A 20,099-nucleotide genomic window follows, 5' to 3' on the forward strand; every position below is an offset into this window, starting at 1 on the left:
GTTTATTATCAAACTAGTTTAATGATATGCCCCTAGTTATCAACAATAATATTTACTTTTCATTTACTTAAATTACGTGTGATGCCTTTAGCTCAAAAATATTCATTTCAGTGTTCATCGGAATACCTTCTCCGCATGACCACGATGTTCGACCATGCAGAATATTGTTTGCGCATCGAATCCACTCGCCGTGGCTAACCACGTAAACCGTTTTTCCTGCGTGTCGTCTTGCTAAAGTACGCAAAAATCCCACAACTCGGTGTTCAAACATCGGCTCACTTTCTGCCAATAGCTCTGCTGCTATTGTATGACACGCATCCAATCGTTTTTCATAGCGTTTTTGATACGCTAACCAGTGTTGAATAAGTAAGAAACCGTCATTACATTCATTTTTTCGCTTACCCTCGAGAATACCAAACCTTCTTTCCCGTAAACGTTGATCTGGCACGATATATCCACCACTTTTATTACAAATAATGCGTGCAGAAGCCATCGCTCGCCCTAAGTCACTCGTGTACACCACATCAGGTTTGTATAAATGACACAATCGGTTATTCACCGCTGTACGCAAGAGGGTTTTCCGTCCTTGAGTGGTTAACGGACTATCGCGCCAGCCTTGAAGTTTATTCGCCAGATTCCATTCTGTTTGACCATGACGAATCAAAATAAGTGTAACGCTAGCTTCATTTGGATTTAAAAGCCCATGCAGATTTGTTGAACTCATTAGATCACTTGGTTATTGGTTATTGGTTATTGGTTATTAGCGTAAGCGAAGGTTCGAAGGGTTAACACCTAACAAACCGTAATTTAAAGTTTACACTTTGGTGTATTTTTACAGAAACAGCATAAGGCTATGGTATAGCCGCAATCAAGCAAAGTCGGTATTATCAGCCTCAGCAATTTATTGTCGCTTTTCACTTTTTCGTACTCAGTGAAAAGCTTGTAAGTCCTTTATTTTTGGTCATTTAAAGGTTTACACCTGTGGAAGGCAATAGTTCGGTCAAACTCGCCTTCCCGACTCCTCACGCTACTTCCCTAACGGTAATGTACTTTTGTATGTTGTCGATTTTTTTGTGCCTATTTTTCGTGCCTGTAGTTCAATGTTATAGCCATCTATCGGCATGGATAACTTCGTCCCACTCTTTCAGGTACAAAAAAGCCAAGTGACTGGCACTTGGCTCTTATATTACTGTGATGCATTATCACGCTTTACATGTGAAGCATATTACATGCGTTCAACTTTCATTTTTGGCACTTTAACATCCACCACACAAGTCATTTCCATATGGCGTGAAGGCAATGTTTTGGTGTCACAGTGACGAAGCTGAGCCACACCTACGCCAACAGCCTTACTGGTTAAGCAAGATTGGACATCACCGTATGATGACTGCGAACCGTTGCGGTCTAGCACAGTCTCATTTTGGGTAAAGTGCTTCTCGATAGCAACTCCGTTAGTTTCCATAACAGCTAAAGATAATGCACGATCACGTGCCGCTTCTTCCAGCGTTGTAATGCTATCGCGATCACCGCCAGCAACAACAACTGTTTGCTTAGACGTCACGTAAATACGTTCACCAGCGGCATCCGTCTCATGGATAACATGCATGTTAAGCTGACTTTCACACGAGCTAACATCACCAAAAATCTTTGATTTTGCCGGTGGTACGTGAACGGTCACCCCTGGCTCAGATGCACAGCCAGCAAGAAGAAGTAATACCGTTGCTACACTAAGCTGTTTTAATTTGTTCATCGTGTTTTTTGCTCATCTGAAAGTAGTTTTCAACCATAGGAATCGAATCTAAGATTGCCATGTTCTTAGGATCAATCACGTTAGCTTTCTTAATCAGCTTGTAAGCCTGTTTGAACTCACTCTCAAGGAGCTTAATCATCCCCATGTTATGAGTCGCAATTGCCTGATCAGCAACGTTTGGCGATGCTTGCGCAATTTGCTGGAACATAGCATACGCCTGATCATAACGTTGACGCTGAGCATATTCATTAGCAAGATCAATGCTTTCATCATCACCACTTAGCAAACGTACAGTGATGTACTTTTGGTGTGGCGTAAGATCTTGGGCAACATGAACGGAAAGGTCTTCTAAAATCGAGTTGTTCATGCTGTCCCAACCTTGCAGTTTGGAGTGCGCGGCACCTATGCTGTCTAGGTCATTATGCTCGCTGTTAGACTGACTAAAGTAGTTACCAGACGTTACTTCACGGCCGTTTTTCGTCACAGAATAAGTGACTGTTGCTGAACGCGTACGTTTTGCATAATAACGGAAGTAATTACCATCATCCGATTTCACTTCTTCTTGCCATGTCGACTCGTCTTTATCCCAGCTGATCTCGCCAGTAACAACAATGCCAAGCCCTTTATTTGCAGGATCAACATAGCCATATTCACGAATTTTACTACGTAGCATCTTTGAAAAAACAGGGCCTTTACTTTTTTCAGAAGAAGAGAAGTTACTCACTTCCATTTGCTTGTAATTAATACCTTTGTTGCTTGGTGCTGCAATGGTTGAGCCCACTTCAGTGTAAAAAGCACAACCTGATGTTAATAGTGTTGCAGCAAGTACAGTAAAGCCTAACAAGCTTTTCATCATCGCTTTCATACCACTACCCCTCTAAAGATGCTAACGCTTGCTTCATTGCTTCTTGCGCTTCTTCTGAGTCAAGTTTGCTCCACACCTGATCGTTACGTGCTTTTTCAATTGCAGCTGCCATATTTGATTGGTACGCATCGTTTGTCATTGCAACTAAGGTATACATACCACCAGTTGGTGAAGTTAGCGTTGTCATGACACGTGCATCACGAATAACGGTACTAACCACGTTGTTTATGGTGATTTCTACCATTTCAGAAACGTGTTCATCACTGACTGTTTTAGTCGTTGTGCTTGATTGTCTAGTGACTGCATCAAACTTACTTTTGATGTTATTTTCCATCTGTGAGGCTAAACGTTGTTGTGCATTGTTCAACGCAATTTCACGCATGATGCCTGAGCCAGCAACACTTTTCTTGGCGTAACCCACACCAATAATTTCGTAACCTTGGGGCGTTACTTCACAAACCCATTTTGGCGCTTCTTTTGAAGGCATATCAGGGAAATAGCAATCGGCTTTTTGAATGTCTTCCGCTGTTTCAATGCTCGAACAACCGACCATAGTAACGACACCAAGAGCGACCATTAGCTTTAACAAAACTTTATTCATATCAATCTCTACCACTAAGCAATTATTAATTGAGTAATTTTAATATTATTGTGACTGTGCCAAGCAACAACAGGTATTCACATACGCCATATATCACCATGCATCAGAAGTTTGACACAAAACACATGTCAATTGAACCATGTTTTTATCATGATGTTAAGTTTCAATCGCAACTCAAGGGCAACAGAAATAAGCTGTGCAGCACATTGCGCATGATACACTTGCGAAATAATTTCATGTTAAATTAAAATGGTATTTTGGGGAAAGCCATATCCGCACAAGGAATAAGCAGAGTAAGACTTTATGACACAATTAATGGTGATTAACGTCGCCTCACTATATGCAGATAAATATTATGATGAAGAAAAGAACATTCCAACACTGTATGTTCAGAGAAATACAAACTTCAATCCATAGATAGTAAGCGGCTTGCGCCTGTCATCAGTACCTGTTTTACACCCATTAAAAAAGGCATACCTAAGTATGCCTTCTGTTGTGTAATGCTAAATAGTGCTTAGATCACTTGAGCCATCAATAAGAAGCACCCAAACAAGAAGCTAAGGCCAAGCGCAATATTACCGCCAGATGCTTGGTATAACATACCCTCAGCCGTTTGAGCCGCTTGTAACTGTATTTGATCGTTATCTTGCTGACGCACTTTCACTGTCATAGCCATTGGTACAAAAATCGCCAAGAACACCAAAATAATGCCGGCATAACCTAGCACTGCAAGGAACTGATCGGCAGCAAGCAAGGCACCAATAAGTGGGAATATGAATGTCAAAACATAAGTCACAACACGGTTTTGCTTAAACGCATCTTCATTTTGATGGTATAGCGACATCGCCACGCCAAGGAATGATGTTAAAAGCGCAAGCCCTGTAAACACAGATAGAATCGTATGAATACTACTGTATTTAGTACCTAATGCTGCAATAAGCTCTGACACATTAGCAAAATGCACCAGTTGTTCAGAGGTAAGGTTACCCACTGCCGCATATAACCAAAGTAGGTAACAAAATAGTGGAATAATCGAGCCTATTACCACCATATTGCGCAGCTGCTTTTGCGATGCACCTTCGTTATAAGTCACTAATGATGGAATAACGACCATAAAACCAAAGCTAGTGAATAGCACTGAACTTGTTTTGATCAAATCCACTTTACTGTCGCTAGTGACTGTTAATAGGTTTTCCATAGAAATAGACGGCACCAGCGAGAACAAGGTCATCACAAGTACAACTAGCATCATGCCAAATAATACACGGTTGAGCTTATCGACCACTGCGGTACCCGCAGCAACCACAACACCAGCGATTAACGTAAATGCGACTTGTGTTTGTAGCATCGTCAATTCGAGGCCTGCGCTTGCCGCCATTTTCTTCACTAAGTCACCGGCACCTATGATGTAAGCCATTAATAGGCAAACCAATAACGCATACAACAAGCCATTTGTAACAACTTGTCCGCCTTTACCCAGTGTTTTACGCGCGATGGTATTCATACTTAAACCGCCACCCGCTTTAATACTGGCTTCCAGCAAAAGCAGTGCCGCGTAAGTCGTGCCCGACCAAATGATGAGCATCAGCAATGTGCCCCAAAGCAGGCCGAATTGTGCTAATACCATAGGGATAGCGAGCATACCTGCGCCAAGTGCAGTACCGGCAATGATCAATGCACTGCCCATAATTTTTAAATTCACGGTGTGTTCCTTAAAGCGTTTTCATTCTCGTTTTATCCATTTCCAGCATACATTGGTCGATGTTACTGGCCATATAGGGATAATGTTCATTGTTAAGCGATAGGTTGCTTAAACCATCTGAATTACGCGCAAAAGCGCTTCATAAACGAGAAGTAATTAAATCGCTCTAAAGCAATAAAAGAGGTAGCAGAAATTGAGGGGTGTGAATTATCAGAACAACCTTGCAAGGCTACTCTTTGTTTATCACCAGGCACTATATGCGATATAGCCCCTAGGTTGGTGTGAATCATCATCGTACTCCTAAAACGATCAGTCCATTATCATATTGGTGGCATTCCTTATGCCATCAATGCAGTATTTTCCATGGTCAGTGAAAAATGCTGTTTGTTCGGTCAATAAGCAAAGTAATAATCTAAAGAACAAAGCACAATACACGAGTGCTATTTATTTGCTTTATACCACAGCAATGTGACATAGATCACACTTGCGTTTACGAGATATAAAAAAGCCCCGTGTGATATCACGAGGCTAATTAGCACTTTATCAAAACCACCTAAGGTGTTTTAAGCCAGCGCAGTATCAGATTCAATCGCCACTAGCATTAACCGGTTAAACTGTCCTGGTTTAACCGCTATAAGGCTGCCATCACCAAATTGAATCCCATCAAAAAAATCGCGTCCCCACTTCACTCGCTTAAATCTAGCGTAATGCGCTTTTGCATAAACACTTTCTAATGCATTCAGTACGCCTTCCTTTTTTGCCTGATCAATGATCGCTGGACTTAATAATTTATTGGCAATCGTCATCCTTGCCTCCTGCTCTTGGGGACTTCATTCCTTTGTACCAAAATCTGGCAATGATTCAATAGAGAATGCATTAAATGAGGAGATTCTGAGCGTTAATCTACACTCTACTGTCGTGATTCAATCTTTCCTACAATAAAGAAACCAATCAGCATACTCAGCGTAAAAGCGATTATTGCAATATTACCGCCACTCAAGGACGTTACAGCAGGACCAGGACAAACACCCGCAATCCCCCAGCCAATCCCAAAAAGTGCAGCACCCGTCAATAACTTAGGATCCACTGAGTTATTTTTTGTCACCTTAAACTCGCTGTCACAAACAGGTTTATCTAAGTGACGAATAACCAAGAAATAGATCGGCATAAAAACCAGAAGCGCGCCACCCATGACAAACATCAGGCTTGGGTTCCAATCGCCAGCTATATCTAAGAATCCGATAACATTAACAGGATCAACCATACCCGAGATCATCATGCCTAAACCAAAAAGCACACCAGAGGTCAATGTCATGAGCCGCGTAAACATCACGCTTGAAACTATCGTTTGAATCAACATATTTAGCCCTTATAGATGAAGACGAATGAAGGTTGTGGCGATCGCACTCCCCATAAATACACAAGTGGCAATAATGGAACGTTTAGACAAACGGCCCATTCCGCAAATACCATGCCCACTCGTACAACCATTCCCGAGCTTGGTGCCTATGCCCACCAGCAAACCAGCTAGAACGACCATAGGGATTGATGCAACAGGTAAGTCGAGTGGTAATTCAAACCCCAGCATCGGCGCGATTAAGCTCGCAACGACCATGCCGATAATAAAAGTGACTCTCCAACCAAACTCCCCTTTCTGAGGTTTTAGTAAGCCCGATAGAATTCCGCTGATACCTGCAATACGACCATTCATTACCAATAATAACGCAGCAGATAACCCTAGTAACATTCCGCCTCTTAGTGCATCCCATGGAAACTCGCTCATCTCACCATCCTCTACATCTGTACCTATTATTGGCTTCCTACGTTCGCCAATATCCTGTCTAATAAATAGCTTAACCTGCCCCTTAAATTAGTCAACACTAATTAAGTTAAAATTAAATTAGACAAAGCTAATTTAAAGTTTTACAGTGATTCACTAATAACGAAAGTTAAAATAACAATATCAGGAGTGAGTATGACTAAGATTGTGATTATCGGCGGTGTCGCAGGTGGTGCCTCGGCGGCGGCTCGCGCTCGTCGACTAAGCGAAGACGCTGAAATCATCATGTTTGAACGTGGTGAATTTGTTTCTTTCGCCAATTGTGGTCTGCCATACCATATTGGTGGTGATATCCAAGATCGCAGTAAACTCCTCCTCCAGACCCCCGCTAGCTTCCTTGCACGCTTCAATGTTGATGTTCGTGTAATGAATGAAGTCATCAGTATCAATCGTGATGAAAAAACAGTAACAGTCAAAAACCTACTCGAAAATAGCGAGTACACCGAAAGCTATGACTTCCTTTTGTTAAGTCCTGGCGCGGGTCCTATTGTCCCGCCTATTCCCGGTGTAAAAAACCCGCTCACCCATAGTCTTCGTAATATCCCAGACATGGATCGAATTCTTCAAACCATCGAAGCAAATAACGTTGAGCATGCAACGGTTGTTGGAGGCGGTTTTATTGGCCTAGAGATGATGGAAGCCTTCCACCAGCGCGGTATTAAAACCACGCTACTTGAACTCGCCGATCAAGTGATGACACCCGTCGATAAAGAAATGGCAGGTTTCGCCCATAACGAAATTCGTGCTCATGGCGTCGATCTACGTTTAGGTGTTGCCTTAACTGGCGTCGAGTATCTACCTGAGCCTCATATCGCCAGTATCGAAGCAGGTGAAAATACCCAACATCAGCACATTAACGGTCACCTCACCCTCTCTTTGAGCAATGGGGAGTCGTTAAATACTGATCTACTGATTATGGCGATAGGTGTTCGCCCTGAAACTGCATTAGCAACAGATGCAGGGCTTAAAATTGGTGAACTTGGTGGTATTTGGACAACGCCTAACCTACAAACAAGTGACCCTGCTATTTATGCCGTGGGTGATGCCATTGAAGAAACTGACTTTGTGACTGGCGAGCAAACCATGGTGCCACTGGCAGGTCCAGCGAACCGTCAAGGTCGTATGGCTGCCGATAATATGATGGGCAGAAACGAAAGCTATCAAGGCACACAAGGTACTGCGATTTGTAAGATTTTTGATTTAGCCATTGCTTCAACGGGTAAAAATGAAAAACAACTTAAACGCGATGGCGTAAATTACGAAAAAGTGTTTGTTCATACTGCCAGCCATGCAAGCTACTACCCCGGCGCTGAAATAGTGTCTTTCAAAATGCTATTTGACCCGAAAACAGGCAAGATCTTTGGTGCACAAGCGGCAGGTAAAGACGGCGTCGATAAACGCATCGACATCATGGCTGTTGCGCAGCGTGCAGGAATGACAGTCGAACAACTTCAGCATTTAGAACTCACCTATGCACCACCTTATGGCAGTGCAAAAGATGTGATTAACCAAGCTGCATTTGTTGCCAATAACATCATTAAAGGGGATGCCACACCTATCCACTTTAACGAAATAGACCAGTTAACGGATAACCAAGTGCTACTGGATGTTCGCAACCCTGCTGAGCTGGAAAATGGCTATATTGCTGGCGCACTGAATATTCCGGTAGATCAACTTCGCCAACGCATGAATGAGCTACCAAAAGACAAAGAAATCATAATTTATTGTCAGGTCGGTTTACGCGGTAATGTGGCCTATCGTCAGCTCGTCAATAATGGCTTTAAAGCTCGAAACTTGATTGGTGGCTACCGTACTTATATCACTGCCAAGCAATAAGTTAAGGCTTCAATATAACAGGTAACAACGATTTACCATTACGAGAAAGGAGCGATTAGGCTCCTTTTTCATCCCTGTCTCACAGTATAAAACGCAAAAAAAGCCGCAGCAAAAGCTACGGCAAACGCTAGAATAAAGTGATGGTTTACACTGTCCCTCTGAACAATTAAGGGCTCAGTCATTATTATAAATAAAGCACGCTCACTGAGCGTGCTTCTAATATCCTATCTACACTTCCGCGACACGTGATTCTTCACCCGTTTTGGCAGTTGTTAGCAATTCGTCGTCTAATTCCTGATTAACAGCTTCAAGGGTTGGATCTATCTCAATTTGAGAAGATAACTTAGACGTTAGCATTGCCAGCTGCTTTTCCAACTCAGCAACTTTATCCTGCTTTTCTTGCCATAGTCGCTCAAAGCCATCGTCTTCTGGTGTTAATGCTTGTTGTGCCGCAGACACTGCCACTTCAACAGCCAACTCTTCTTTAGTTGGTTTATCAACTCGTTCACCAACTTCAAAACAAGCCGCTTCTAAGATCTCTCGTTGCAGTTCTTCAAACGCTTCTTGCATGTAATCTGCAATCACTTCAAATCCCGGCAAGGATTGGTTACAAGCAACCAAGGAGTAATACATAGTATCGCCATTACTGAAGAAGGTAATATTAAGCGTTTGTCCTGGCATTAAAACAGAAACTGGGTATTGTTGCAGCACTTTCGCACCCATGAAATACAGCTGTTCTTTAGCGCCAGGAACATTTGAAATCAGTAGGTTAGTTGTCGTTGGAACATAGTTATTCACCCCTAACTTACCCGTTATCAGGGAAATCCCATTGATCAGTAAAGAGTAATTGATGTAAGCATCTGGCGATATTGCTAAGGCCTCACGTTTTAGATCATTGGTGGCGGTTTGAATCGCTTCTAAGCGCTGTAATGGCGTAAGATTCGGGCGGCCTAATTCCACATTACCAATGGTCATTTTATTGCCATGCCCAGCATTCTTTTCGTCTTTATTACGTAAATTAATCGGCATCATTGCGACTAGTGGTTTACGCAATGGCAGCGCCCTATCGTTCAAATAACGGTTCAGTGCAATATCTGAAACGGTATAAAGCACGTCATTCATTGATGCACCAGTTATGGCACGTAAATGTTTAATTTGCTTGATGGAGAAGTCCCCCAAGCTAAGTGCTCTATTACGCTGCGGGCTAGCATTAAACGGTGTTTTCGGCGCAGAGAAAGGCAAGGTTAAATCACTATGCCCTAAATTAACCGCTTTCATCGCAAGCTTAGTACCAAGACGGAACATAGATGGTAGCAAAGAAATTTGTTTTGATGCTTGTGTAACTGTTTTCATCACCATGTCAGTGAGATGGCTTTCCTGCTTACGCTGAGAAGATGTTTTGCGTAAGTCATGTTGCCATAATGGGCCATTGAAAGACTCATCTATATCTGGTGAACAACTAGAGGTGAATAACTTACTAGCACGAATGCCGTCTACAACCGAATGATGCATTTTCATCATTAAAGCAACACGATTACCTTCCAGCCCATCAATAACCCACACTTCCCATAACGGTTTTGCGCGATCAAGAACCTGACCGTGAATACGACCTGCTACTTTTTGTAACTGCGCATCACAACCTGGAGCGGGCAACATAGTAAAGTGGATATGATCTTCAATGTTAATCTTAGGTAATACATCCCAACGGGGTTTACCTGTCATGCTCCAATTCAGCTTCCAGTTAAAAGGCTGGCACGCATCTGGCTTTTGCAAAAAGCTCGCATAAACATTTTGCGCAAAATTTGCCGCATCCTCTTTCGGCGGCTCTAGAATAATCAGCCCTGAAACATGCAGAGGCGTTTTCGCTGACTCGAAGGCCACAAAACTAAAATCCAACAGCGATAAGCTCGGCATAAATGATCCCTTTTATTCCTATAACAAATTACTGCATTTACGGTAACAATGAATATTAGATCATTCTTTCTAATTTCATTCTCAGCCTAGTGCCAGCATCACAAAATCAATCTTAAAATCGCGAAACATTGACTCTTTGTCACCATACATAAATCACCGCGTGATCTATGTCGCTTATACATCCAATAAAACGCCTCTAACGCAGTATTCTCAAGACTTACAGCACCATTGCTGTACTACTATTTTCAAACAAAACTATGATGCTTTTTACCCAAGATAAAATGGTATCTAGTCAACATTATGTGCACAAAGGATGTGACCACAGTCAACATATTGCATAAAGATGACGTTATTGGCGAAAACTAGAATGAATGCTCTATTCTTTCCTCCAATAATAACAATTTCACAACAATAAAATTTAGCGGGTCATCCCTATACCGATAACAAAGGAATGTGATATGTCTGTACTTGAACTTGTTGAAACGCATCCTGCTCATCTAACTCCGCTCATGGCTGGCGCTCATGACTCTCTATCTAAATCACCAGCTATCGTATTCGATCACCATGATGATCTTGTAGATCAAGTCATCGCTAAGGTCGGTAAAAAGATCATCTTAGGCCTCCCACTTGCTATCGGTAAGCCCATATCTTTTGTTAACGCTATCTATCAACGCGCGAAAAAAGATCCTTCGATCTCGCTGACTATAGAAACTGGCATCACGCTTGAGAAGCCAACAGGAAAGTCATTCCTTGAGAAACAATTTCTTGGTCCTTTTGTTGAGCGAGAATTTGCTGATGTACCTGATATTGAGTACATGCAAGATATCCGAAGTGGCAATTTGCCTGATAATGTCACTGTCTGTGAGTTTTTCTTTAAAGCAGGAAGCTGCTTATATTCTAAACAGCAGTTAAATTACACCAGCACAAACTACACCCATGCTGTGCGCGATCTTATTGATAAAGGTGTAAATGTTATCGCTCAACTGCTGGCATCCAGAATATGTGACGGTGTAACAACATACAGTTTGTGCAGTAATTCAGATTTAGGCTTAGATTTAATACCCGAACTAGATAAGTTAAAAGCGGAAGGAAAAGCGATAGCTGTGGTGGGTGAAGTCAATACTAACATGCCGTTCATGTACAACCATGCTGAAGTTCCTGCCAGCGAGTTCGATTTTGTTTTAGATGCCAATAGCAAACCTCAGCACCATGACTATGCAATATTTGCCGCACCAAACACCCCTATCTCGCCAGAAGATCATTTGATTGGCTTATATTCCAGTACGTTAGTAAAAGACAATGGTACTCTTCAAGTTGGCATTGGTTCATTAAGTAGCGCCTTAACTTATAGCACGCTGTTACGTCACCAACATAACGATGACTACCTAAAAATCCTTAAGCGACTTCAAATCAAAGAAAGGTTCCCTGTCACACAACTGGTAGGTGATACAGCACCTTTTAATCATGGTTTATACGGTTGTAGTGAACTCATGGTCGATGGATTTTTACACCTCTACGATGCCGGTATCTTGAAGCGCCAAGTATTTGAAGACATCAATCTACAGCACTTATTAAATAACCAAAAAATGACAACTAAGGTTTCTACTGACACCTTACTGACGCTATGTGAACATCAACTTATCTCTGAATATTTAACAGAGTCTGATGTCAGTTACTTAATTAAACTAGGCGTATTTAAAGAGAATGTTGTTTATAGAAACGGCGTACTACATATAAATGGCCAAAAAACACCGGCCAACTTACACGACGCTCAGTGCCTACGAGAAATCACTCAGTTCTGCTTAAACAATGAGCTTAAAGGCGGAACGGTTATGCATGGTGCATTCTTCATTGGCCCTCAAGAATTTTATCAGGGACTACGTGATTTAACCGAAGAAGAACATAAGCACTTCTGCATGACGAGTGTGAACTACGTTAATGATCTTTATGATCATATGCTAGGCAGCCAACAGCTTAAGCAGGTACAGCGTCAACATGCTCGCTTTATTAACTCAGGGATGATGGTAACGTTAGATGGTTCCGTTGTATCTGATGCACTAGCCAACGGCCAAGTTGTTAGTGGAGTGGGTGGTCAATACAACTTTGTCGCGCAATCACACCAACTTCCCGGCGCACGTTCTATTATCAAAATTCGTAGTACTTGTGTCCGTGACGGTAAATTACAGTCCAACATTCTTTTCAATTATGGACACACCACAATCCCTCGCCAGCTTCGTGATATCGTTGTAACTGAATACGGCATTGCGGATTTACGTGGTAAGCCTGACCATGTTGTATACACAGAGCTAATCAAAATTGCGGATTCTCGCTTCCAGCCAGATTTACTTAAGCAAGCTAAAGCCGCAGGGAAAGTTGCCAAGGATTATGAAATTCCAGCAGCCTTTAGCAATAATACGTCAGAATCTATCCATGCATTCTTAGCACCTTATGCTGATCGCAATTGGTTCACCCCTTTCCCGTTCGGCTGTAGTTTTACAGATGAAGAGCTAAAACTTGTCAAAGCACTTAAAAAGCTAAAAAAACAAGTCAGTACACCGAAAGGGAAAATAAAAGCTATAACTCAAGCACTTACAATAAGAAAGGCGACAGAAGAACAACAGAAATTGTTAAAACGAATGCACCTTGATGATCCCAAAAACTTAGAGCAACGTATGACCCAGAAGCTACTTATTAATGCGTTGAGATAAAATTAAAATAACACTGAAGTAATGTAGGTATCACAATGACTAAAAAATACAAGGAAATCGCCCTATGCCCTTATGCGGCAATATGGGGCTGTATGAAGTGCCCTGTTAAGCGTGTTTGTCCCGGCAAAACGACCATTGGTGATAAGCCAATCGAGCCGATAAAAAGAAAACGCTAAGCAGCGAAAAAGTGATAGATGAAGGAGGATAAACCTCCTTCATTTTTATTCTTTGTCCAATTAGAAAACATGCCGATAAGAGAAAATTAAGCTATTAATTTAAAGTATTTTTACCGTAAATGATTGGATAATCACAAATGGATATGTACTTAAAGCCAACTGAATACTTTGACTACCAGAATAAATACATTCAAGAATTTGCCGCGAATACTGAAGGGACGAGCCTCACAGAGAAAGCAGTAAGCATCTATTACCTTGTTCGCGATAGCATTAAGTACAACCCCTACACACTGAAAGACGGTGTCGCCAGCTTGAAAGCCAGCTACTGCTTAGAAAATCATCAAGCTTACTGTATCCCTAAATCAGCTTTAATGATCGCGTTATGCCGTTACCATGGCATTCCAGCAAGACTTGGGCTCGCCGATGTGATTAATCACCTTTCCAGCCCTAAACTCATTGAATGGTTAAAGACAGATTATTTTGCGATGCATGGCTATGTCGAAGTGTATTTAGAGGGTAAATGGGTAAAAGCAACACCCGTTTTTGATCAAGAATTATGTACTAAATTTGGCGTAAAACCGCTCGATTTTAATGGCAAATCTGACTCGATCTTACAGGCAAACACCACTGACGGTAAAAAACACATGGAGTACGTTAAACAGCATGGAACGTTTGAAGATATGCCCGTGGCTTTAATTTTGCAAACAGTGCAAGAAGTCTACCCTCATCTACTTCATGAGTTTACAACAATGTTTAACCCCGCTTCGAATCACAGAGAAGAAACGGCCGAATGGAACCCAAATCAAGATTAATTTATTTATTATCAAGAACATGAAGCAGTTCAAAATTCAAATAAATCATATATGATAGCTTAACAATCAAGATGTAACATTTACTCACGCTTTCTGTAACACAATGGTGACCTTTATGAGCAGCCGTTTTACTACACAATTGCGATACGAGAATTACTATCGTCTATGAACGATAACAAGCGCTGGCAGTCTGTACAGCACTCAACAATTCCTTCCTCACACCACACTCCGCTTCCACCTTCATATCACGGTGCCCGATCCTGGGTAATTTTCAAACACCTTCCAACTCTACGGCGATATACCTCACTTTCGCCCAATTATTTGCACCGTAATCAGTAATGGTAAGGAAGTTATATGGAAATTTTAATGGGAATTGCTGCGCTATTAGCAGCTTTATGTTTGTTCTCGCTATTTAGTTTCAAAGCACCTAATGGAAGTGCTGCAATGAGCGGCTTAGCTGACGCCGCTATCGCCACATTCTTAGTCGAAGCAATTCACAAGTACGTAATGGGTAATTTGTTAGGGGTTGCTTATCTTGCTGACTTCGGAAATATGGTCGGAGGTATGGGCGGAATAGCAGCGGCTACTTTAGTCATGCTTAGGGTTGGTATTCAACCTGTATACGCCATAGTAACGGGGCTAGCAATGGCCAACCTTGGTATCCTTGAAGGCTTTATCGTGGGCTACCTTTTCTCTTTCCTTGCCCCACTGTTCAAAAAATACTTACCGGAAGGGGTCGACGTCATCGTTGGTGTACTAGTGCTTGCACCACTCGCAAGGTTGCTGGGTATTTTCATTAGCCCCGCTCTTGAAATGCTAATGGGAACCTTAGCAAACATGATCACCGAGGCGACATTATTCTCACCACTAGCTATGGGCTTCATGCTTGGCGGGTTAATCAAAATGGTGTGTACTTCGCCACTCAGCTCGATGGCACTTACCGCGATGCTCGGCCTAACCGGTTTACCTATGGGGATCGCTGCAATGGCTTGTGTGGGCGGTTCTTTTACCAACGGTTATATATTCCACAAGCTAAAACTGGGCAAATCAAGTAACACCATCAGTGTAATGTTAGAGCCACTGACTCAAGCACATATAGTGACACGTAACCCAGTGCCTATCTTCATGTCTAACTTTATTGGTGGTGCTTTTGCAGGCACAATTGCAGCCTACTTCGGTATTGTGAATGATGCTCCTGGCAGTGCCGCACCAATTCCTGGATTACTTGCATCTATTGCTTTCAACGCACCGCAAACCCTCTTTATGGCAACCGTTGCAGCCGCATTTGCTGGGTTACTTGGCGGGGTTATCGGTCATCAAATTTACAAACGTTTACTGGCTGAACGCATCCCTCTTCAACAGTTTGCTAATGGTTAATTCTGACCAAGTAAATAGATTCAACTAACTCACAATAACCTGAAAGCCACTCACTAAATACGAGTGGCTTTATTGTTCATGCTCAAAGCTCATGTCCCTTCTTCATACCACTAATACATACCGCCAAGACATACTGCTGAGACATAGCTCGCATATGACCATATTGAGAATAAGGTCAAATTTCCCAACAAAATCATGACACCAGATCTTACTTTCAGAGCTTTCTTTTGATTTACCCGCTCTTAGATAGGAGTATTATGCGCAATTAGTGTATATGCCCCAATGGAGCACCAACTTTATGAGTATGATTGGAACATTCCTCTGTAATTTAACATCTAAACAACGTGCTACTTTAACCGCCGCTGTTTTCTCCTTCACATCTATGTCTGCCATTGCGGCCCCTTCGGGTAAAGACATGTCTATTTGGTTTGATGTTGGTGGGCCTGTTGGTGGGCCTTACGCAACCGTGGTTCAAAATGGTGCTGTGCAAGCCGCCGAAGATCTTAGCGTTGACCTGCGTGTTATGTATTCCGACTGGCAGCCTCAAAAAATGGTCGAAAACTTTAAACAAGCGCTAGCAGCCAAACCAACTGGCATTGTTGTAATGGGACACCCTGGTGATAGTGCTTTCGAGCCTTTAGTCGATGAAGCTTTTAGCAAGGGAATCAAGGTGACATCTGTTGATACTGCGTTGCCAGAAACAATGGCGACACAGCAACCGAATGGGTTTGGCTATGTCGGCGTCAGCAATGCTGATCGTGGTATACACCTTGCGAATCAAGCATTACGTGATGGTAAATTTAAAGCGGGTGATCGCGCTTTAGTCTGGGGGATCAAAGATATAGCTGAACGCAGTGATTCAACTCGCGGCCTAATCTCTACCCTTGAAGACGCAGGCTTAAACGTCGATTTTATTCAAATATCACCAGAGGTAGACAAAGATCCATCCCTTGGAACCAATGTACTTTCTGCTTACCTCGCACGTACACCGGATGTGAAATTAATCATGGTCGACCATGGTGCCTTAACCTCACAAATGGGTAACTTCCTACGTAATGCAGGCGTTCGACCTAGTGAATTATTTGTTGCTGGGTTTAGCCTTTCCCCTGCCACTGCTGATGCTATTAAAACGGGCTATGTCCAACTTGTTGCCGACAGCCAACCTTACTTAATGGGTTATTTATCAGTTGTTCAAGTGGTACTAAGTACCCGATACGGCTTCTCTGGCCTTGATATTAATACCGGAGCTGGCTTCGTCAACGCGGCTAACATTGATTTCATTGCGCCTTTAGCAGCCAAAGGCATTCGTTAATGGTCGGAAATGTGTTAGAAATTTCGGGGCTAAACAAATGGTTTGGCCCTGTTCATGCGTTAAAGAATATCGAATTTTCACTCGTACGCGGTGAAGTCTGTGCCTTGCTAGGTGACAATGGTGCAGGAAAATCAACGCTGATCAAATTAATCAGCGGCGTCGAAGCATTAGAACAAGGCCACATGACGGTCAACGGACAAACTGTCGATATCAAAAGCTATGGCGTAAAAGTGGCGCGGCAATTGGGTATTGAAACTGTCTATCAATCAGGCTCACTTGGTGAGCAGCAAAGTGTATGGCGAAACTTATTTCTAGGCCGTCACCTGCGCAACAAACTGGGCTTTATCGATCAAAAAAAAGAACGTCAGCAAGCCACTGAGCTACTCAATAAACTCAATTTCCGTGGTGTTGGTGCCAATATTGATACCCCAGTTAATTTACTATCAGGAGGAGAACGTCAGGGATTAGCCATTGGCCGAGCAATGTTATTTGATGCCAAGGTAGTGATTTTAGATGAACCAACCACGGCACTCTCTTTGGGGGAAGTTGATAAAGTACTGCATTTTATTGAAACCCTAAGAGAACAAGATCGCGCTTGCCTGCTAATTACGCACAATATGAATGACGCATTTCGTGTTGCTGACAGGTTTGTTGTAATGGACCGAGGTCAAATTGTCGCCGAATACCATAAATCAGATATGACGAAAGATGCCCTACATAAAGCCTTACTTGATGCTGTCGGCAGAGGTGCCTAATGCTAACCTTCTTTGCTCGACATAGGATCCCAACACTGACAGCATTGATCTTGATTATGCTGTGGTTGATGTTCACTTACTTAAGTCCGCAGACTTTTCTTCATCTGCGAATTTATACATCATTTATGTCAACTATCCCTTTCACTGCAATGCTGGCCTTTGCGTTAACATTGCTGATCATTGCACGTGAAATCGACATGAGCTTCCCCTCTGTGGTCGCTTTGGGTGGTTATGTCTTTGCTGCACTTTTCAAAGCAACGCAATCTCCATTTATAGCCTTGATGGGATCAATCACTGCTGGCGTTCTCTGCGGTATGCTGAACGGTTGCTTAGTGGTTATTTTCCGTATTCCCTCCATCATTACCACTATTGGCACGCAATTTTTCCTCGGTGGTTTAACCACGGTATTAGCTGACGGTATTGCGATAAGCATGCCAGAGATCCGCCAAACCAATCTTCACACCCTAATGGTTGGCCGCATTGCCGATGTGATCCCAGCGCAAATGCTATGGGCGTGTGCGCTATTATTTGTACTTTGGCTAATACTCGCGTGGCATGTATTTGGCGATAACGTCAATTTTATTGGTGATAACCCCAAAGCGGCTGAAATGATGGGGGTCCCCGTTGAGCGAACTCGCATGTTGCTATTCATGCAAATGGGCGCAATTTCAGCCTTAGTCGGCGCTTTTGTCAGTATTGAAATGAGCAGTTGGTGGCCAAACCAAGGCCAAGGCTACATGCTACTTGTATTTGCATCAGTCTTTATTGGCGGGACATCAGTGCTCGGAGGCCGAGGTACGCTTATGGGCACGCTTTTTGGCGCCTGCATCATAGGTATTCTTGAAGCTGGCATTATCAGCGCGGGGTTAGCGGGTTTTTGGACGCGTTTAATCTACGGCGTCATTATTCTACTTTCGCTCGTTGTACACAGCATCTTACTCAAACAGCATTCTGGTTCGTTATCGCGTTTATTTTCTTCTCGTTAATCAGAATTGTTGGCCTAGTTTTTCATTTTTATTTCTATTTTTGTATTCATAGTAAAAGGATTCGTTATGGCACAAATTACTATCATTGGGGCGGGCAGTGTAATGTTTACTCGCCAAATTTGCTCTGCCTTGTTGTCCTACCCAGCGGTTGCTGGCTCAACTATCACTTTAATGGACATTCAATCTGAAGTGCTTAAACGCAGTGGTCAGGTTGTCGCTAAAATGATTGAACAGGCCAACTTACCTGTCACTGTAAAGATGACGACTAATCAGTATGATGCTTTGCAAGGGGCTGATTTTGTTATTAACGCTATTCAAGTTGGCGGGCTTGAGCCATGGCGGCTAGATATCGATATTCCCGCTAAATATGGCGTGATCCAAGAAGTTGGCGATACCATGGGGCCTGGTGGTATTTTCCGCGCACTACGCCATATACCGCCAATGCTGTCGATATTAAAGGATATGGAGCAAGCCTGCCCGAACGCCATATTTATCAACTATGCTAACCCTCTCGCTCCACTGACTTGGGCTGCAAAAGAGTTCAGTCAGATCACCACGGTTGGGCTTTGCTACGGTGTCCGTTATACCGTTGCTCAGCTGGCAGGATATTTAGGACAAGGGCCTTGGGTTGATCATCCATCAACGCCTGAACGCTGGCAGAAGTTGATGTACCATCAAGTACCCGAGCATATTGACTATGAATTTGCTGGCATTAACCACATGACGTGGATAACGAAGATGCAGGCTAATGGCGAAGATTTAATGGAGGCAATTCGCCAAATCCCCAATAACCCTGACGTTTATCTAGCTGATGGGGTACGTTGCGAAATGCTCAAATTCTTTGATTATTGGTGTACTGAAAACCACTGGCACTGTAGTGATTACGTTCCATACTTCAGAAAAAATGAAGACATGATCAATCGCTTTCTACCTCTGCGCTGGAACCTATTAGCACTAGAAGAAAAAGTACATGCTGCAGGCAAAGCTGAGATAGATGCCCAGCTTGCTGGTGAGCAAGACTTTATCATAAAACCCAACATGCTAAATGCACCAAAACTAATCAATGCCATGATAAGTGGTGAACGCGTGCGTATTAACGGTAATGTCGCTAATCAACAAGCAGATGGCTTGCTAATTGAAAACTTACCGCAAAACTGTGTTGTTGAAGTGCCAATATGGGTCGATAAAACGGGTTTACACCCGCAAACAATGGGACGGCTACCGACTCAATGCGCCAGCTTGATCAAAACCAATACAGCGGTTCAGGAATTGATTGTCGAGGCTGCGTTAAACAAAGACTTAAATGCAGCACGCTATGCCCTTGCGCTAGACCCTGTCACCGCGACGGTTTGTACGTTGTCGGAGATAGATGCCATGTTCGAAGAGATGGTTGAAGCGCAGCAAGTTTGGCTTGAGCAATACCGTTAATACTAGATCATTAACAAAACACAGAATGAACAAGTCA

The 20,099-nt window shown here is 42.8% G+C and carries 18 protein-coding genes; 9 read left to right on the forward strand and 9 right to left on the reverse strand.

Annotation, left to right across the window (positions count from 1 at the left end):
* Positions 1–67: 67 nt before the first annotated feature.
* The 8 genes from OCU87_RS10580 to OCU87_RS10615 all read right to left on the reverse strand — a co-directional run bounded on the left by OCU87_RS10580 (position 68) and on the right by OCU87_RS10615 (position 6,701).
* Positions 68–724 (reverse strand): histidine phosphatase family protein, encoded by a 657-nt coding sequence (locus OCU87_RS10580; protein WP_062690467.1) that lies wholly within the window; start codon positions 722–724, stop codon positions 68–70.
* 501 nt (positions 725–1,225) lie between these two features.
* The gene (locus tag OCU87_RS10585; RefSeq protein ID WP_062690466.1) at positions 1,226–1,750 is read right to left on the reverse strand and encodes a hypothetical protein; all 525 of its coding nucleotides are present in this window, start codon (positions 1,748–1,750) and stop codon (positions 1,226–1,228) included.
* Positions 1,728–2,615 (reverse strand): hypothetical protein, encoded by an 888-nt coding sequence (locus OCU87_RS10590; RefSeq protein WP_261857089.1) that lies wholly within the window; start codon positions 2,613–2,615, stop codon positions 1,728–1,730. Before OCU87_RS10590 ends, OCU87_RS10585 begins: the two co-directional genes overlap by 23 nt.
* Before the next feature lie 4 nt (positions 2,616–2,619).
* Positions 2,620–3,216: an LPP20 family lipoprotein gene (locus tag OCU87_RS10595; RefSeq protein WP_062690464.1), complete on the reverse strand. Its 597-nt coding sequence runs from the start codon at positions 3,214–3,216 to the stop codon at positions 2,620–2,622.
* A gap of 514 nt (positions 3,217–3,730) precedes the next feature.
* A complete protein-coding gene (locus OCU87_RS10600; RefSeq protein ID WP_062690463.1) occupies positions 3,731–4,918 on the reverse strand; it encodes an amino acid permease in 1,188 nt (395 codons plus the stop codon).
* Positions 4,919–5,481: 563 nt separating this feature from the next.
* Complete coding sequence (locus tag OCU87_RS10605) at positions 5,482–5,724, reverse strand: hypothetical protein (protein WP_062690462.1); 243 nt, start codon at positions 5,722–5,724, stop codon at positions 5,482–5,484.
* Positions 5,725–5,828: 104 nt separating this feature from the next.
* A complete protein-coding gene (locus tag OCU87_RS10610) occupies positions 5,829–6,278 on the reverse strand; it encodes a DUF6691 family protein (protein WP_390959754.1) in 450 nt (149 codons plus the stop codon).
* Between the two features lie 9 nt (positions 6,279–6,287).
* Positions 6,288–6,701 carry a YeeE/YedE family protein gene (locus tag OCU87_RS10615; protein WP_094956706.1) on the reverse strand — a complete coding sequence of 138 codons (414 nt, stop codon included), beginning with the start codon at positions 6,699–6,701 and terminating at the stop codon, positions 6,288–6,290.
* Positions 6,702–6,893: 192 nt separating this feature from the next.
* On the opposite strand from OCU87_RS10615, the gene OCU87_RS10620 reads away from it, so the two are divergent.
* Positions 6,894–8,594, forward strand: a complete 1,701-nt coding sequence (locus OCU87_RS10620) for an FAD-dependent oxidoreductase (protein ID WP_062690460.1) — start codon at positions 6,894–6,896, stop codon at positions 8,592–8,594.
* 228 nt (positions 8,595–8,822) lie between these two features.
* On the opposite strand, the gene OCU87_RS10625 is transcribed toward OCU87_RS10620, so the two are convergent.
* Positions 8,823–10,508 (reverse strand): wax ester/triacylglycerol synthase family O-acyltransferase, encoded by a 1,686-nt coding sequence (locus tag OCU87_RS10625; RefSeq protein ID WP_261857090.1) that lies wholly within the window; start codon positions 10,506–10,508, stop codon positions 8,823–8,825.
* Between the two features lie 458 nt (positions 10,509–10,966).
* Between OCU87_RS10625 and OCU87_RS10630 the strand changes: the two genes are divergently transcribed.
* From OCU87_RS10630 to melA, 8 genes are all read left to right on the forward strand, one after another.
* Positions 10,967–13,216 (forward strand): acetyl-CoA hydrolase/transferase C-terminal domain-containing protein, encoded by a 2,250-nt coding sequence (locus OCU87_RS10630; protein WP_261857091.1) that lies wholly within the window; start codon positions 10,967–10,969, stop codon positions 13,214–13,216.
* Between the two features lie 35 nt (positions 13,217–13,251).
* Positions 13,252–13,392 (forward strand): hypothetical protein, encoded by a 141-nt coding sequence (locus OCU87_RS10635; RefSeq protein WP_164488549.1) that lies wholly within the window; start codon positions 13,252–13,254, stop codon positions 13,390–13,392.
* Between the two features lie 137 nt (positions 13,393–13,529).
* A complete protein-coding gene (locus OCU87_RS10640) occupies positions 13,530–14,204 on the forward strand; it encodes a transglutaminase-like domain-containing protein (RefSeq protein WP_261857092.1) in 675 nt (224 codons plus the stop codon).
* 354 nt (positions 14,205–14,558) lie between these two features.
* The gene (locus OCU87_RS10645; RefSeq protein WP_261857093.1) at positions 14,559–15,581 is read left to right on the forward strand and encodes a PTS sugar transporter subunit IIC; all 1,023 of its coding nucleotides are present in this window, start codon (positions 14,559–14,561) and stop codon (positions 15,579–15,581) included.
* Between the two features lie 298 nt (positions 15,582–15,879).
* Positions 15,880–16,893, forward strand: a complete 1,014-nt coding sequence (locus OCU87_RS10650; protein WP_239928761.1) for a sugar ABC transporter substrate-binding protein — start codon at positions 15,880–15,882, stop codon at positions 16,891–16,893.
* Positions 16,893–17,648: an ATP-binding cassette domain-containing protein gene (locus OCU87_RS10655; RefSeq protein WP_261857094.1), complete on the forward strand. Its 756-nt coding sequence runs from the start codon at positions 16,893–16,895 to the stop codon at positions 17,646–17,648. The genes OCU87_RS10650 and OCU87_RS10655 overlap by 1 nt, the downstream gene beginning before the upstream one ends.
* Positions 17,648–18,634, forward strand: coding sequence for an ABC transporter permease (locus OCU87_RS10660; protein WP_062690457.1), 987 nt, complete (start codon positions 17,648–17,650; stop codon positions 18,632–18,634). The genes OCU87_RS10655 and OCU87_RS10660 overlap by 1 nt, the downstream gene beginning before the upstream one ends.
* A gap of 66 nt (positions 18,635–18,700) precedes the next feature.
* On the forward strand, positions 18,701–20,062 hold the full coding sequence (melA, locus tag OCU87_RS10665) for an alpha-galactosidase (RefSeq protein ID WP_062690456.1): 1,362 nt from the start codon (positions 18,701–18,703) through the stop codon (positions 20,060–20,062).
* Positions 20,063–20,099 lie beyond the last annotated feature (37 nt).

This window comes from Photobacterium sanguinicancri (genome assembly GCF_024346675.1).
Classification (GTDB): Bacteria; Pseudomonadota; Gammaproteobacteria; order Enterobacterales; family Vibrionaceae; genus Photobacterium; species Photobacterium sanguinicancri.

Bases quoted from the DNA above. Each gene is read 5' to 3' on its own strand.
- melA (WP_062690456.1), top strand. From the start codon at position 18,701: ATGGCACAAATTACTATCATTGGGGCGGGCAGTGTAATGTTTACTCGC.
- OCU87_RS10655 (WP_261857094.1), top strand. From the start codon at position 16,893: ATGGTCGGAAATGTGTTAGAAATTTCGGGGCTAAACAAATGGTTTGGC.
- OCU87_RS10630 (WP_261857091.1), top strand. From the start codon at position 10,967: ATGTCTGTACTTGAACTTGTTGAAACGCATCCTGCTCATCTAACTCCG.
- OCU87_RS10585 (WP_062690466.1), bottom strand. From the start codon at position 1,750: ATGAACAAATTAAAACAGCTTAGTGTAGCAACGGTATTACTTCTTCTT.
- OCU87_RS10590 (WP_261857089.1), bottom strand. From the start codon at position 2,615: ATGAAAGCGATGATGAAAAGCTTGTTAGGCTTTACTGTACTTGCTGCA.
- OCU87_RS10595 (WP_062690464.1), bottom strand. From the start codon at position 3,216: ATGAATAAAGTTTTGTTAAAGCTAATGGTCGCTCTTGGTGTCGTTACT.
- OCU87_RS10650 (WP_239928761.1), top strand. From the start codon at position 15,880: ATGAGTATGATTGGAACATTCCTCTGTAATTTAACATCTAAACAACGT.
- OCU87_RS10610 (WP_390959754.1), bottom strand. From the start codon at position 6,278: ATGTTGATTCAAACGATAGTTTCAAGCGTGATGTTTACGCGGCTCATG.
- OCU87_RS10620 (WP_062690460.1), top strand. From the start codon at position 6,894: ATGACTAAGATTGTGATTATCGGCGGTGTCGCAGGTGGTGCCTCGGCG.
- OCU87_RS10615 (WP_094956706.1), bottom strand. From the start codon at position 6,701: ATGAGCGAGTTTCCATGGGATGCACTAAGAGGCGGAATGTTACTAGGG.
- OCU87_RS10625 (WP_261857090.1), bottom strand. From the start codon at position 10,508: ATGCCGAGCTTATCGCTGTTGGATTTTAGTTTTGTGGCCTTCGAGTCA.
- OCU87_RS10645 (WP_261857093.1), top strand. From the start codon at position 14,559: ATGGAAATTTTAATGGGAATTGCTGCGCTATTAGCAGCTTTATGTTTG.
- OCU87_RS10640 (WP_261857092.1), top strand. From the start codon at position 13,530: ATGGATATGTACTTAAAGCCAACTGAATACTTTGACTACCAGAATAAA.
- OCU87_RS10580 (WP_062690467.1), bottom strand. From the start codon at position 724: ATGAGTTCAACAAATCTGCATGGGCTTTTAAATCCAAATGAAGCTAGC.
- OCU87_RS10660 (WP_062690457.1), top strand. From the start codon at position 17,648: ATGCTAACCTTCTTTGCTCGACATAGGATCCCAACACTGACAGCATTG.
- OCU87_RS10605 (WP_062690462.1), bottom strand. From the start codon at position 5,724: ATGACGATTGCCAATAAATTATTAAGTCCAGCGATCATTGATCAGGCA.
- OCU87_RS10635 (WP_164488549.1), top strand. From the start codon at position 13,252: ATGACTAAAAAATACAAGGAAATCGCCCTATGCCCTTATGCGGCAATA.